We start from the raw sequence: 14,580 nt of genomic DNA, 5'->3' as shown, positions 1-14,580 counted from the left end.
CTCTTACTCGTCGTGGACCGCGGTCGTGAACTTGTCGTAGAACACCTGGTCGTCCGGAACGCCCTGGCGGGCGGCCAAGGCCAGTGCGGCGTCGACCATGGGCGGCGGCCCGCACAGGTAGACCTCGCTCCGGTGCAGCTGCGGCTCCGCGGCCTCGACGACGTCGGTGACCATCCCCGGCTCCGCGTGGACGCCGAGCCCGGCGGCGCCGTCGGTGGACTCCGAAAGGGCGACGACGAACCCGAAGTCCGCCAGCCGCTCGCCCAGGGCGCGGATCTCGTCCAGGTAGAACAGGTCCGCGGCGGTGCGGGCGCCGTAGTAGAACCGGATCCGGCGGGGGTCGCCGGTCTCGCTGAGGTGCCGCAGCAGGCCGAGCACGGGGGCCATGCCCGCGCCGCCCGCCATGAGCACCAGGGGCAGCGCGTGCCCGCTCTTGAGCGTGAAGTTGCCGTACGGCCCGGTCAGCTCGATCGGGTCGCCGACGGCGATGCCGTCTTCCAGCAGCGACGAGAACCGGCCGCCCGGGTACTTCTTGATGACGAACTCGATGTGCCCGGTCGTGGCCGGTGTCGTCGCCATCGAGAACGACCGGCGCTCACCGGTGCCCGGGATGGTCAGGTCGGCGTACTGCCCGGCCTTGAACTCGTACCCGGGGGGGTCGACCGGCCTGAGCTTGAGGCCGACGATGTCGCGGGTGTGCTCGACGATCTCGGCGACCTCGGTCCGGACGTGCTGCAGCGGCGCGGAGTTGAGCAGCTCCTCCTCGTCGAAGTTCAGCAGCTCGATGGTGCAGTCGCTGAAGGCGTGCGCGCGGCACAGCAGCACGTAGCCTTCCTCGACCTCGGCGTCGTTGCAGGCGAACGTCGAGTAGCGCTCCATCTGGATTTCGCCGTCGAGGACGTAGGACTTGCACGCCGAGCACTGGCCTTCGCGGCAGCCGTGCATGAGGTGGATGCCCTGGCGGAAGGCGGCGTCGAGGATCTTCTCGTCTTCGCCCACCTCCATCGTGACGTCGACCGGCTCGAACGAGATGCGGTGCTTGTCGGCCATGGTTGCCTCGATTCTCGGGAAGCGGCCGGCGGAGTGCGGACACGGCCGCCGGCCGCCGGTCTCGGGGTCAGGCGACCGTGACGTTCGGGTTGGCGCGGTAGGCCGCGGCCCACTGCTCGCGTTCGGCGTCGGACATCTGGTTGAGCAGCACGTTGGGGCTGGCGAACCGGATGCCGCGCAGGTCGTCGAGCGTCCAGAGCTTCTTGGGGTCGTCCAGGTCGAGGTGCGGCTGCGGGATCAGGGTCCGGCCGTCGTCGCGGACGTAGCCGAGGTTCCCGACGATGTCGGCGAGGTCCTGGTCGTGGTGCAGCGTCTCCCACTCGCGGGCGCCGGTCAGGCGGCCGGCGTTGGGCGTCGGACGGCCCTCGTACTCGGGCCGGAAGGCGACCTTGTCGGTCCAGGCGCAGGTCTCCGAGCAGTACGTGCGCCACTGGTCGTCGACCTTGTCGACCACGAGGTCCTCGCGGACGAGGCAGGGCACCATGCAGGTCCAGCAGCGGTGCGGGTACTCGTAGCCGACGTCCTCGAACGCGATCGGCTTGTTGCGGCCCGGGTAGCGCAGCCGGTTGTAGGCCTCCCACCACTTGCCGAACTGGTCGTACCAGCCGGGGTACTTGTGCTCGAACCACTCGAAGTCGGCGTCGGTCATCCCGTCGATCCGCCAGTAGTTCACCGGCCAGCCGGTCGCGAAGAACTGCGCGACGCGGTGGACGTAGAACTTGTTGGTGATCCGGTTCCACGCCTCCTCGACGAGGTCGTGCGGGATGACGAGGCCGTACTTCTCCAGCGGCAGCAGGTAGCTGCGGTAGTAGTCGTCGTAGATCCAGCGGCGCCACATCTCCGCGTAGGATTCGCGGTCCTTGCGGCGGTCCTTGGTGCCGTACTCGATGAACGTGCCGATCGCCGCGTCGACGACGCAGTGGTTGTTCCACCACGCGTAGCGCAGGTCGCGCTCCAGCAGCGGCCGGTTGCGCTCGTCGGCCAGCGCCATCAGCAGGATCGAGTAGCCGTTGCTGATGTGGCGCGACTCGTCGGACTGCACGGAGTGGAACACCGTCGGCAGCAGGTAGTCGCCGTTGGCGGCGGCCTCGTCGGGCATCGCGACGAACAGCGTGTTGGTGAACGCGGTCTCGGCCACGACCGTGAGATAGATGTTGGCCGCGGTGATCGCGTCCCCGGTGATGAACCCCTCGCCGAACTGGCGGCCGATGGTGCCCGCGTAGTTGTTCGCGAACGCCTTTTCGGTGATGTCGAAGCCCGCCGGGTCGATGTAGTTGTTCATGTACAGCTTCTTGAGGTTCATCTGGATCGTGGAGTGGCGAACCTCGTCGATCATCTGCACCGCGAGTCCGTTGTGGATCTCGGGGTTCGGCACCGCGTCGATCGCCATCGGCATCGCGCGGGCCGCCGAGATCTCCGGGAACGGGATGATCGAAAGGAACAGCTTCTGCCATTCGAGCCAGCGCTGCTGCACCTGCCGGAACATGTTCCCGCGGATCGCGCCGTCCATCGCGCCGAAGACCCGGTTGTCCTTCTCCTCCTCCATCGGGAAGTAGGAGCGCATGATCTGCTTCAGCGGGTCCTTCTTGGGCGCCTTTTCGAACGTGTAGTCCGTCCCGAACCGGGTCGCCGGCGTGGCGAACGTCGGCTCCCACGACAGCTCGGTGATCTTGTTGTGCGCTTTGGTGAGACTCTGCCTGCTCAAAATCGGCCTCCTCGAAACCGGGGTCTCTCAGCCCGGCCGTACGTCTGACGGGGAGAGTGTGTTGCGCATCGCACCCGGGTTCTGTCTCAATGTGAGACCGAGCGGGACGCCGGTCCGCGCGACCATGGCGGGCACGGGCCGTTCCACCACCCGCCCGGGGCACCGACCGTCGAAGGAGACGCTGGTGACGACGCACCGAGACCGGCAGGGACCACAGCCGATGCGTGACCTGCGGGAGATGTTCCTGTCCTCGCCCCCGGCCGAGCTGCCGGGCGTGCGGGACGTCATCAGCGCGTCGTGGCGGCGCGCGCTGGCGAACCGGGTCGACGCGGAGGAGCCGGACCCGGTGTACGTCACCGACCGCGACGAAGACAGCCTGCTGGCCCACAGCGCGACACCCGTTCTGGCGAACCTGTCGGAGGAGATGGCCGGCCACCCCGTCGCCATCCTGCTGACCGACGCGAACGGTCTCGTGGTCAGCCGGGTGACCACGGACCGGGCCCTGACCACGGGACTCGACAAGGTCTCGCTCGCGCCCGGGTACAGCTACGCCGAGGAGTCCGTGGGCACGAACGGCATCGGCACGGCGCTGGAGTGCCAGAAGTCGGTGCTGGTGTCGGGGTTCGAGCACTTCAACGGCAGCCTCACGGAGTTCGAGTGCGCCGGCGCGCCGATCGTCCACCCGATCAGGGGAAACCTGGCCGGCGTACTCGACCTCACGTCGTGGGCCGACGCCTGCGGCCCGCTGCTCCTGACGCTGGCCCGCACCACGGCCAAGCGGATCGAGGAGGCGATGCTCGCCACCACCGGCGCCCGCGAGCTCAGCCTGTTCCGCGAGTACCTCGCCTCCTGCCGGCGCGGCTCGGGCGCCGTCCTGGCCGTCAACCAGGACGTCGTGATGGTCAACAGCCACGCCGAGGAGCTCTACGACGTGACCGACCGGGCCGCGCTCATCACCCACACGGCCGACTTGGTCGGCTCGACGAAGCCGACGACCGTGGTCGCCGACCTGCCGTCCGGCATCGTCGCCCGGCTGGAGTACCGGCCGGTCTACAGCGGCTCCGTGCTCGCGGGCGGCGTGTTCCGCGTGAAGAACCAGGCCCAGTCCCGGCGCCGGGCGGCCCGCAGCGACCCGGCGGCGCCCGGTGCTGGTGGACTGCGCCGCGGTGGCCGACGGCTACGAGGAGTGGGCCGACGACCTGGCCGACGACGTGCCCCGCGGCGAACCGCCGGTGGTGATCGTCCGGCGCGCCGACACGCTGTCGGGCGACGGCCTGCAGCGGCTCACCACGCTGCTGACCGGGTGGCAGGGCGCGCCGCCGGACCAGGCCCCGGCCTGGGTGGTCGTCACCCTCGGCGACGAGTCGGCCGGCTCGGACGTGCAGGGCTGCCTGATGCCGTTCTTCGCGCACACCGTCGAGGTCCCGCCGCTGCGCCACCGGCTCGACGACCTGCAGCGGCTGGTACCCCACCTGCTCGCGCGCCACACCGCGAACCGGCCGCTCACGGTGTCGGACGCCTGCCTGCGCCAGCTCATGCGGCTGCCGTGGGCGGGGAACGTCCGGCAGCTGGACCAGGTGCTGGCGGACGCCGCGCGCCGGCGCCGGAGCGGGACGATCGAAGTGGCGGACCTGCCCGCCGAGTGCCGCACGTTCACCCGCCGCCAGCTGACCAAGCTGGAGGCGATCGAGCGCGACGCGATCGTGCGCAGCCTGGCCGCCAACCGCGGCAACAAGGAACACGCAGCGGCCGACCTCGGCATGTCCCGGGCGACGATCTACCGCAAGATCCGCGCGTTCGGAATCGTCCCGGACCACTCCTAGCTTCGGGCGATCCGACAAGTCGTCCCACTCGGACTCGAACCGGCCAACCACCTGCACCGGGCGCCGTGCTCCCCCAGAGCGCCCGGCACACCGTCGACAGCTTCACCCGGCTGGGACCACGAGACGTCTCTGCACGCGCTTCGGATGATCCTCGGCGGAACATCATCGTCGGGCACCTCCTCACCGAAGGCGTCCCATTCCTGAGTCTCCCCCTGAGCAGTATGGTGACCAACGGTGATGCAGGCGGGCCGAAAGAAGCAGCGGCGCGGGATCGGTCGGCTCGGGCTTGTCGATCGCCTCGCTGCGGGCGGCGCGGCGTGGTCTGGCTGGCGGTCTACGCGGTACGCTCACTGGTCACCGTGGACGCATGCACCCGGGGTTGCCGCGACGGTGACGTACGGGTGATCTTCGACCGCGGCGAGCCCCCTGACCGACGAAGACGGGTCCGCAGTGTGCACTCCGGGCACGTGGTCCGCGTGCTTGCCGACGACTACGGAACCGGCACCTGCCGCGCCAAGATCGCGCTCGTCGTGGTGAACGGCGAGGAGGCGTGGTGCGGTTCACGGTCTCCGGCGCGATCACCATTCCACCCAAGCAGGGGCAGACGCCGGTGACGAGGTGCTCGACCCGCTTGGCGGTCCGTCGCGGGTCCACCTCGTCGAGCTCCTCGGCCACGAGCTGCCAGGGTCAGCGGCTGGGGTGGGCTTCCTGCCGCAGGTCCCGCTGGGCGAGCGCGACGAGCATCAGCCGCTAGGTGCGCGGGGGTTCGGTGACCTCCGCGGCCCGGGACGCGGGAGCCGGAGGTCGCTGCCCGCGACGCGCGGTCTCCAGCCTGGACTCCCGTGGTTCAGAGTTTTTGCAGGCCAGCACATCCGCAGCGGCATCGCGAGCAGGTCGATCAAGATCCAGTGTCCGGCACGTCCCGCTTTGACCCGGATCACAGCCTCTGGACGGTCCTGCGGCACCTCTCTATGGTAGGCGAGCCTTGCCTAACTTTCTCGACGAGGAGTAGTAATCATGCCCGTGCCCAGTTCGACCATCGACAAGGCGGCTCCAGTCGCGCTCGGCGTCTTCCGCGTCGTCATCGGTCTGCTTTTCGCTGCTCACGGCGCCGCCTCGCTCTTCGGAGTTTTCGGCGGAGCGGTCGGCACGAATGGCGGAACCGTCGCGGCCGGAGCCTGGCCGTCCTGGTACGCGGCGGTGATCCAGCTGGTGTGCGGGCTGCTGGTCGCGGCAGGCGTATTCACCCGCAGCGCGGCGTTTCTCGCCTCCGGTTCCATGGCCTACGCCTACTTCGTGGTCCATCAGCCCGACGGGCTCCTGCCGCTGCAGAACCACGGCGAGTCCTCCGCCTTGTTCTGCTGGGCGTTCCTGCTGCTCGTCTTCACCGGCCCGGGCGCCGTCGCGCTCGGCTCCCTGGCCCGCCACCCGGCCGCCCCGCCTGACGCGGCAACGGCCTGACGGCTCGCGGTCGCCGACCGGATCGCGGTCGGCACCGCGGGAGTCCGTGCTCCCTGCGGAAGGCTGCCGGCTTCCGTCGGGTCTCGATGCCGTGCATTGCAAACGCGCTCATTGACCGGCCCCGAGGCGCACGAAACCACACCGGAACCAGCTGTTCGCCGCACCGCGACCCGCATTGCTCCGCCGCTCGACGGCACCGGCCCGTCAGTACCACGGTTCATGACCGGTGGCCGGCTTTCGAGGACTCGCGCGAGACGCGCCGGATCCAACTCTGGGCCACGCGGGAGGAACTTCTCAAGGGCGCTGACTCCGCCGGTGCCCCTGGCGGGCACACGGCCCGCCGCTCCGGCGGTGCGCCGAAGGACTTCGAGTCCCGTGGAGTTCTCTTTGTCGCTGGGCCGCGCTTGGGTGCCGGCCAAGGCGCTTCGCAGCTTCACGTGCAGATGACGCGGTCGGCCCCGGAAACCGGGGCTATTCTCCGACCGTCCGTCGGGCCGGGCCGTTCGCGCTGCGGGGGACGATCGGGACGACAGAGTTCCGGGGGCGAGAAGCAGGACGACGGCGCTCGCGAGAGTGACCAGGCGGAACCGGGACACGGCATGATCTTTCATGGAGCCGATCTCCTCACGCGGCGCGGGTGGGGCGGTGAGTGCAGGAGGTCACCAGCACGATCACGCCGATGGCCGGCAGGATCGCGATCACGGCTTGGGGGTAGCCCGTGAGGACGCTGATCAGCACGCTCACGGCGCCCACCACCTCCATGGATACCGCGAGGCCGCGGGCCCACGGACGCCTGATCAGGAGGGTTGCGGCGAGGGCGACGAGGACCGCGATCAGGGGGTTGATCACGATCACCAGCCACATCGATCCCGGGACTGCCTGGGGCGTCGGAATACTGATTTGTGGCGGATGGCGCCGGCACTGCGACGATCGCCAGACCCAGTTCGAAAGTGCCGATGCCTTCAGCGATGCATGCGTCCCAGAAGCAGGCCCCGCTGAGGTCGCTCTGGTTGATCGGGTCTTGGGGATAGATGTAGTCGTTGGAGTCCCGCCATCAACGGGGTCGACCGAGAAGAACCGGCCGAGGCTCGAGCTGTATGTCGGGCTCCCATTTCCACCAGCGACAAGCCGCCAGCGCGCTCGTAGGGACGTTGGTGTTGGCCGAGCCAACCGTAGTCGAGCTTGCCAGGTTGGTTGTCAGGGACGGAGTTCGTGTCCGGCGTCCCGTCGATGCGCAGCGGCTCGCCGTACGGGTCATGGGCGAACACCTGTCCGGCCTGCTTGCCGGTGCTATCGGTCGTCAGCAGCATGTCGCCACGGATGGTGGGGTGGTCGTATTCGCTGGCGCGGTCCCGCCGGAGTAGGTCAGGGTCAGCAGGACGCCGCCGGGCAAGGACAGGCTGCGGGTGAGCAGTCGTTTGTCTGCGTCGTGGGCTACCGCGGCGACGTCGCCGCCGCCGCGGTAGCCATAGAGCGCAGTGGTTTGGTGATCTCCGGCGGATGCGTCGCGGCGCACAGCCGGTTGGTCGCGTCGCGGGTGTAGCCGATTGTCGCGACCAGGGCTGGGTCTGGACTGGTGGTGGCGGCGGTCAGGTGTCGGTCGGCGGCGTCGAACCCGAGGTAACTGCTTTACGACGATGTCCGTGCCATACCGGCCACGCAAGACGGGCCGCGGGACTTCCCGGCCGCGCGGGAGGTCCTGGAGCGGTCGGCCGCCGCCGAGCTGGGCGCGGATCCGGTCGGCTACTCGTCGGCGGTGACGGCTCCGCCGGCATCGGTCGCCCGGTACGCCCGAAGCAGGGGTGGCCGCCCTGTCATCGCGGTCGGGTCGCCGTGCACTGACAATGGGAGCTTTTGCAGCAGTGGCCGGTCACCTACCCCGATCACCCGGACAAGGAACGCAACGTCACGCTGCTGTCCAAGGTCGAGTGCACCGCGGACCCCATCGGCGCGGCGATGTCGTACCTGCCCGCACGCCTGGCCAGGCATCACGGTGAACACCGACAACGGCCCGGTGCGTCGCCCGAACACTACTCCTCCTGCCAGGTGGGACAACTGGCCGTCGCGGGGCGCTTTGTTCGCAGGATCCCCGGCTTATAACTGCCGGCGACGATCGCTCGGCTCGGCCACGCACCGCCAGTGATCTCGGGAGGCGAACTTAATGATCTTCCACGTCCGGCAGAGGTACCTGCTCCGGCACTACCGCATCAGACTCGGCGCCACGGCGGACGATGTCGTGCCGCTGGCGAGTGCTGCCGCCCGCAGGCCACGGCGATGTCATCCAACGCCGAGGTTCAGTCAGCGGACCGCGAAACCGAACTGCTCCAGCGACCCCTTCTTCACCGCACCGCCCTGCACGACCAAGGAGACGGCGCGCGGATCTCCGAGGACCTCGATGTCCGCGAGCGGATCGCCCTCGCACACCACGAAGTCCGCGATCTTCCCGGCGGAGATGCTGCCCAGCCGGTCCTCGACGCCCAGCAGCCCGGCGGCGTTGACCGTGCCGGCGCGGATCGCCTCCGACGGCGACATCCCGAGCTTGACCAGGTGCGCGAGCTCCCGGAGGTTCCGGCCGTGCGGGCCGACTCCCGAGTCCGTGCCGAGCGCCACCTTGACGCCGCGGCGCACTGCCTCGCTCAACCGGGCCATCGCCGTTTCGGCGAGCCGCTGTTTCTTGGCGTATGCGGCAGGCGTGTACGCCGCCGGGTCAATGTCGAACGTGGAAAGCGTCGGGACCAGGTAAGCCCCTCGCTCGAGCATCAGATCGATACCTTCGTCGTCGATCAGGTAGCCGTGTTCGATGCTCGTCACGCCGCCGCGAAGGGCGTTCTTGATCCCCTGCGCGCCTTGGGCGTGAGCCGCGATCGGCCGCCCGCGGTGCCGCCGGACCTCGTCGGCGATCGCCGCGATTTCCTCGACGGTCAGGCCCTCGTCTTCCGGCTGGTCGCTCGGGCTGTTGACCCCGCCGGTCGCGCACACCTTGATCACGTCCGCGCCTTCGGCCATCAGCCTGCGCGCAGCGGCGCGCACCTCGTCCGGGTTGTCCACGATCTCGCTGAACGGCCCCAGCAATCGCGACGGGTCGAACCCGCTCGGCAGCCGGAAGTCGGCGTGCCCTCCGGTGTGGCTCATCAACCGCAGCGCGACGTGCAGCCGAGGGCCGTCGATGAGTCCCTGCTCCACCGCGTCCCGGTAGCCTGCCTCGATTCCGCCGAGATCCCGGGCGGTCGTCACCCCCGCGTGCAGCGTGTCGCGCATGCGCCGGGCCCGCTCGAAGACGTTGACGACCGGCCGGTTGGTGAGCATCTTGCCGCGGAAGTCGGCGTTGCTGTCCATCAGGAAGTGGACGTGGCAGTCGAAGAAGCCCGGCAGCACGGTGCGGCCACTCAGGTCGACGACCCGCTCGTCCGGAACGGACGGGCGGGCCGCCGCCGGGCCGGCGTAGGTGAACACGCCGTCCTCGACCACGACCGCCGCGTCCGGCACCGCGGCGTCCGAACCGCCGTCGATGAGGGTCGCTCCGGTGAAGACGGTCCGCGTCATCGCGCACTCCGTTCCGCGAGGTCGGTCCCCGCCTCGATGTCCAGTGGTTCGATGTCGAAGCCGGGCGCGCCCGGCACCGAGTCCAGCAGTTTGCGCGTGTAGGCGTGCGACGGCGCGGCGTAGAGCTGCGCGGCCGGTCCCTGTTCCACGACTTCGCCGTGGTAGAGCACGACCACTTCGTCACTCACCTGCCGCACGACGGCGAGGTTGTGCGAGATGAACAGCATGGTCAGCCCGAGCTCGGCGCGCAGGCGGGCGATCAGGTCGAGGATCCCGGCCTGGACGGAGACGTCGAGTGCACTGGTGATCTCGTCGGCGATCACCACCTCGGGCCGCAGCATCAGCCCGCGCGCGATCGCCACCCGCTGCCGCTGGCCGCCTGAACATTCGTGCGGGTACTTCGCCATCGTCTCCGCGGGCAAGCTGACGGTCTCCAGCCAGTGCGCGATGTCGTCGCGGTGGCGCTTGACGTTCGCGCGGCGTGGGTCGAGCGCCTCGGCGAGTGCCTCGCCGATCGTCCGGCGCGGATCCAGCGAAGAATAGGGATCCTGCGGGATCAGCTGGACCGCGCGGCGCAGCACCTTCCGCCGCGTACCACGGACGGCGTGCACGTCGACGCCACGGATGTGCACGCTGCCCGCCGTCGGCCGCAGCGAGCCCACCACCGTCCGGGCCAGGGTGGACTTGCCCGAGCCGGACTCCCCGACGATGCCGACGGTGTGGCCGGCCGCGACGTCGAGCGAGACGCCGTGCAGGATGCGGGCCGCCGCGGTCCCCGATCCGTAGCTCACTTCGAGGTCACGGATCCGGACCGCGCACTGCTCGTCAGTCATGGACAGGCTCCTTCACCGGATGGTCGAGTTCGGGAGTCGCTTCGAGCAACGCCTTGGTGTACGGCTGCCCGACCCCGTCGACCGTCAGATCGGCGGCGGCGACCTCCTCCACGACCTCGCCGTGGTACATCACCACGACGCGGTCGCACAGTGCGCGGACGACGCCGATGTCGTGGGAGATCACGAGGATCGCCATCCCCTCGCGGCGGTTCAGTCGACGGAGCTCACGCAGGATTTCCGCTTGGACGGTGACGTCCAGGGCGGTCGTGGGCTCGTCGGCGATCAGCAGCCGCGGCTGCGTCGCCAGCGACGTCGCGATCATCGCCCGCTGCCGCATCCCGCCCGAGAGTTCGTGCGGGTGCTGCCGCATCCGGCGTTCGGGCTCGGTGAGCCGGACCGCGCGGAGGGCGTCGATGATCCGCTCCCGGGCGGCGCGCGCCCCCGTTCGCCGGTGCACCCGCAGCACCTCGGTGAGCTGGGTGCCCATCCGCAAAGCGGGGTTGAACGTCGATCCCGGGTCCTGGTAGACGAGGCTCACCGCCTCGGCCATGCGGGCCGGCGCGACCGGGACCGCCAGGTCGAGATCGGCCAAGGACAGCCGCGCGGCCTTCGCCGAGAGCCCGTCCGGGAGCAACTGCGCGAGCGCCATCGCGGTCAGCGTCTTGCCCGATCCGCTTTCCCCGACGATCCCGACGACCTCGCCGTCGCGGACGTCGAAGGAGATGCCTTTCACCAACTCCCGGTCACCGGCGCTGATCCGCAGGTCCCGGACCTCGACGAGGAAGTCGCCCGCCGGTGCCGCCGCTGCGGCCGAAGCGCTCGCGCGGGCCCGTGACGCCGCGGCGCGGGGGTTGGCCCGGGCTGCCAGCCCGTCGCCGATCAGCACCGCGCCCAGCCCGGCCAGCACGATGAGCACGGCGGGACCGGCCAGCTGGGCCGGCCGGCCCGCCAGCAACGACGGCAGGGCCTCGTTGAGCAGCTTCCCCCAGTCGTAGGCCGGTGCCTGGACACCCAGGCCGACGAAGGACAGGGCCGAGATGGCAGTGAGCGTGGTGGCGAACGTGGACGCGGCCAGTACCAGCAGGGGCTCGGCCATGTTGGGCAGCATGTGCCGCACGGCGACGCGCAGCGGGCCGACCCCGAGCAGCCGGGCGGTGGACACGTACTCCTGCTGGGAGATGCGCGCGGCCAGGTTCGCCGTCAGACGCGCGAAGTACGGGATACCGGCGACGCCGATCGCCACCACCGCCGAGCCGGCGCCCGCGCCCAGCACGGCGGCCACGACCAGGGCCAGCAGCAGCCCGGGGAAGGCGACCATCGCGTCGATCACCCGCAGGCTCAGCTCCCGGCCGCGTGGCCGCAGGAGCCAGACGCCGGTGCCCGCGAAGACTCCGAGCACGACCGCGACGGCCGTGGCCGCGGCGGTCATGAGCACCGTGAGCCGGGCGGCGACCAGGCTGCGCAGCAACACGTCGTGCCCGGCTGCGTCCGTCCCGAGCAGGTGCTCGCCGGACGGCGACGCGAATCGCGGCCCCAGGACGTCGGCCTGGGCGGAGAACAGAACCGGAGCGGCGACGGCGACCACGAGGACCAGGGCGAGCAGGATCAGGCCGATCGCCAGCCCCGCTTGCGCAGTGCGGTTGCGCTCACACCGCGACATGCGAACCTCCGAGGGTGCGGCGGTCGATGAGGCCGAGCACGACGTCGACCAGGAGGTTGACCAGCGCGGTGATCATGCCGATGACGAGCACCATGCCCTGGATGACCGGGTAGTCGCGGTCGAGGATCGCCTTGATGATGCCGCTGCCGAGGCCCGGCAGCGCGAAGACGGACTCGATGATCATCGCGCCGCCGATCATGCCGGTCAGCACCAGGCCGCTCAGGGTGAGTGTGGTCGTGAGCAGGTTCGGCAGCGCCCAGCGGAGGTGTCGCCGCAGCGCGGGCAGCCGCCACCCGCGAGCGGTGCGCATGTAGTCGGTTTCGAGGACGACGGCCGTCTCACGGCGCACCACACGGGCGACCGTGCAGATCGGCCCGAGCACGATCGCCGCGACGGGCAGGACGAACGAGCTCACGCCGTAGCGTGGGGTGTACGCGGGCGGGAACAGGTGGACCAGGCCGATCCCCCGGGCGAACACGACGACCAGGAACGACGCCATGATGTAGCCCGGGACCGAGTCGAGGAACCCGGTGGTCATCCCGAAGGTCGTGTCCAGCCCCCTGCGGCGGCCGCCGCGGGTCAGCACCCCGATCAGCATGCCGAGCGGAATCGCGACGAGCAGGACCACGACGATGCCGGTCAGCGCGATCGTGGCGGTGAAGGGCAGCCGGTTGAAGACGATGGTCGCCACCGGCTGCCGGTACATGAACGACGTGCCCAAGTGCCCGGAAAGAACGTTGCCGGTGTAGCTCGCGAACTGGTGCCACAGCGGCTGGTCCAGCCCGAGCTGATGACGCACCAGGGCGATCTCCTGCGGTCCCGCGTCGGCGCCCGCCAGTGCCGTGGCCGGGTCGCCGGGGATCAGCTGCACGATCAGGAACGAGACGACGAGCAGCGCGAGGAAGATGGCGGCGAGGCCGGCCATCCGCCGCAACGCGAACTTCGGCCAGATCGAGCCGGCTCCGGCCGCGCGGGCCGGCCGATCGAGAGCAACGGTCATGATGAGCGGCCTTCCGGCTGGGCGGTGATGCGGAGAGTGGCGGGGTCGAGGTAGTCGTCGAACTGCCGGACGCTGACGCCGCGGACGGCGAAGGTCGTCGAGGGCAGCGTGGCCAGCGGGATCGCGTCGACCCGCCGCAGGAACGACGCCTGGGCGGACTGGAGCCTGCTGCACTGCGCGACGCGGTCGACCTGGCTCATCGCGCCGGTGAGATCCGCGTATCCCCCGTCGTCGACGTCACCGGTCTTGTTGCGGCCGCCCTTTTCGGTCACCGGGCCCATGACGCGCAGCAGCGACGAGGTCAGCGTGCCCATCAGGTTGTTGTCGGCTTGGACGTTGATGTCCCAGCTGGTACCGCCGGCGGTCATCGTGCTCCAGGTGGCGTTGTCGACCGACGCGAGCGTGACCACCGCCCCGGCGTTGCGCAGGGCCTCGGCGACGTAGTCGTTGCCGCCCTGGAGCAGGTTCGTGCCCGCGACGGTGAGGTGCAGACCGCTGAGTTTCCGGCGAGCGGCCGCGAGGTCGGGCTTGACCAGCAAGGACGCGTCGGTGTTGGCGCACAGCACTTTCGCGGCGCCGACGGATTTCGTCGTGCTGCCGCGCCGGCCGCTGATCACGTCGCTGAAAATCGTCGCGTCGAGTGCCTGGCCGACAGCGACGCGCAGGTCCTGCCGGCCGGCGAAGGCCGTGCCCGGCCGCTCGTTGAACGTCAGGTAGGTGGTGATGTTGTCGGCGGTGGACGCGGTGAAGGCGGTGTTGCCGTCGAAGCGGTTGGCGCTTTCGTCGCCGATGGTGCCCACGTCCAGGCCACCGGCCAGCAACTGGGTGGCGATGGTGGAATAGTTGCCGATCGGGGTGAAGGTGACGTGGCGGGCGGGACGCCCCTCCAGCGGTCTCTTGAATCGCGGCCACGCCGTGTAGTCCGCGCGCAGCGTCAGGTCATAGCTCACGGCGGGCTGGGACGACGTCAAGGTGTACGGGCCGGAAAACGCGCCCGCCACCGAGCCCGCGGTGAGGCCCGGGAGGTCGGCCAGCCCGGCCGGGCAGACGATCCCCGCTTGCGGCAGGGACAACCCGGTCAGGAAGTCGGCCCACGGCTTGGTCAGGGTGGCGCGCACCGTGTGTGTGCCGTCGTCGGCGGTGAACGTCGCCTTCGCCGTGCCGAGCGCGAGCGTCCGGGCGGTCGAGCCGGTCTTCGGGGCGACGAACCGGTTCAGCGACGCCGCGACCACCGAGGGAGTGATCGGGCTGCCGTCCGAACAGGACAGTCCCGGCCGGATCGTGAAGGTGTAGTGCGCCGCGTCTTCGGCCGTCCAGCGAGACGCGATGCCGGGTGCCAGGGAGTTGCCCTGGTCCTTGCGCACCAGGGTGTCGAACAGCATGCGGGCCACGGTGTAGTCGTCGCCGCCCTTGGCCAGGGCCGGGTCGAAGGTCGCGGGATCGGTGTTCAGGGACATGTAGAGCGTGTCCGGGGAACCCGTGGCCACCCCGCACCCGGCCGCGGC

General features: G+C 70.1%; 11 protein-coding genes and 1 pseudogene. 4 read left to right on the top strand and 8 right to left on the bottom strand.

Features of this window, described 5'->3' with window-relative positions; all coding sequences use genetic code 11:
• Window positions 1–3: 3 nt before the first annotated feature.
• On the bottom strand, window positions 4–1,050 hold the full coding sequence (locus BT341_RS24150; RefSeq protein ID WP_072478444.1) for a 2Fe-2S iron-sulfur cluster-binding protein: 1,047 nt from the start codon (window positions 1,048–1,050) through the stop codon (window positions 4–6).
• A 67-nt stretch (window positions 1,051–1,117) separates the two neighbouring features.
• Window positions 1,118–2,755 (bottom strand): ferritin family protein, encoded by a 1,638-nt coding sequence (locus tag BT341_RS24145; protein WP_072478443.1) that lies wholly within the window; start codon window positions 2,753–2,755, stop codon window positions 1,118–1,120.
• A 124-nt stretch (window positions 2,756–2,879) separates the two neighbouring features.
• Between BT341_RS24145 and BT341_RS47675 the strand changes: the two are divergent.
• From BT341_RS47675 to BT341_RS24130, 3 genes and pseudogenes are all read left to right on the top strand, one after another.
• Window positions 2,880–3,476, top strand: a pseudogene (locus BT341_RS47675) (GAF domain-containing protein); the annotation flags it as partial.
• Window positions 3,477–3,900: 424 nt separating this feature from the next.
• Window positions 3,901–4,578: an AAA-type ATPase lid domain-containing protein gene (locus tag BT341_RS47380; protein WP_281256003.1), complete on the top strand. Its 678-nt coding sequence runs from the start codon at window positions 3,901–3,903 to the stop codon at window positions 4,576–4,578.
• Between the two features lie 1,017 nt (window positions 4,579–5,595).
• Entirely contained in the window at window positions 5,596–6,039 is a 444-nt protein-coding gene (locus tag BT341_RS24130; RefSeq protein WP_072478441.1) for a DoxX family protein, read from the top strand.
• A gap of 624 nt (window positions 6,040–6,663) precedes the next feature.
• Here the strand turns inward: BT341_RS24130 and BT341_RS45475 are convergent.
• Window positions 6,664–6,903 (bottom strand): hypothetical protein, encoded by a 240-nt coding sequence (locus tag BT341_RS45475; protein ID WP_177328889.1) that lies wholly within the window; start codon window positions 6,901–6,903, stop codon window positions 6,664–6,666.
• A gap of 990 nt (window positions 6,904–7,893) precedes the next feature.
• On the opposite strand from BT341_RS45475, the gene BT341_RS44465 reads away from it, so the two are divergent.
• A complete protein-coding gene (locus BT341_RS44465; protein WP_143168629.1) occupies window positions 7,894–8,139 on the top strand; it encodes a hypothetical protein in 246 nt (81 codons plus the stop codon).
• Between the two features lie 198 nt (window positions 8,140–8,337).
• Here BT341_RS44465 and BT341_RS24120 read toward each other — a convergent pair whose 3' ends face one another.
• From BT341_RS24120 to BT341_RS24100, 5 genes are read right to left on the bottom strand one after another with little or no spacing between them, the layout of a single operon-like run.
• Window positions 8,338–9,582, bottom strand: a complete 1,245-nt coding sequence (locus BT341_RS24120; RefSeq protein ID WP_072478440.1) for a metal-dependent hydrolase family protein — start codon at window positions 9,580–9,582, stop codon at window positions 8,338–8,340.
• Window positions 9,579–10,415 carry an ABC transporter ATP-binding protein gene (locus tag BT341_RS24115; protein ID WP_072478439.1) on the bottom strand — a complete coding sequence of 279 codons (837 nt, stop codon included), beginning with the start codon at window positions 10,413–10,415 and terminating at the stop codon, window positions 9,579–9,581. Before BT341_RS24115 ends, BT341_RS24120 begins: the two co-directional genes overlap by 4 nt.
• Window positions 10,408–12,075: a dipeptide/oligopeptide/nickel ABC transporter permease/ATP-binding protein gene (locus BT341_RS24110; RefSeq protein WP_072478438.1), complete on the bottom strand. Its 1,668-nt coding sequence runs from the start codon at window positions 12,073–12,075 to the stop codon at window positions 10,408–10,410. The genes BT341_RS24115 and BT341_RS24110 overlap by 8 nt, the downstream gene beginning before the upstream one ends.
• Window positions 12,062–13,075 carry an ABC transporter permease gene (locus BT341_RS24105; RefSeq protein WP_072478437.1) on the bottom strand — a complete coding sequence of 338 codons (1,014 nt, stop codon included), beginning with the start codon at window positions 13,073–13,075 and terminating at the stop codon, window positions 12,062–12,064. The genes BT341_RS24110 and BT341_RS24105 overlap by 14 nt, the downstream gene beginning before the upstream one ends.
• Entirely contained in the window at window positions 13,072–14,562 is a 1,491-nt protein-coding gene (locus tag BT341_RS24100) for an ABC transporter substrate-binding protein (RefSeq protein WP_177328888.1), read from the bottom strand. Before BT341_RS24100 ends, BT341_RS24105 begins: the two co-directional genes overlap by 4 nt.
• Window positions 14,563–14,580: the final 18 nt, after the last annotated feature.

The sequence above is a fragment of the Amycolatopsis australiensis genome, assembly GCF_900119165.1.
GTDB lineage: Bacteria > Actinomycetota > Actinomycetes > Mycobacteriales > Pseudonocardiaceae > Amycolatopsis > Amycolatopsis australiensis.
The sequence above is the reverse complement of the archived record's forward strand: the minus strand, read 5'-3'. Positions and strand labels throughout refer to the sequence as shown.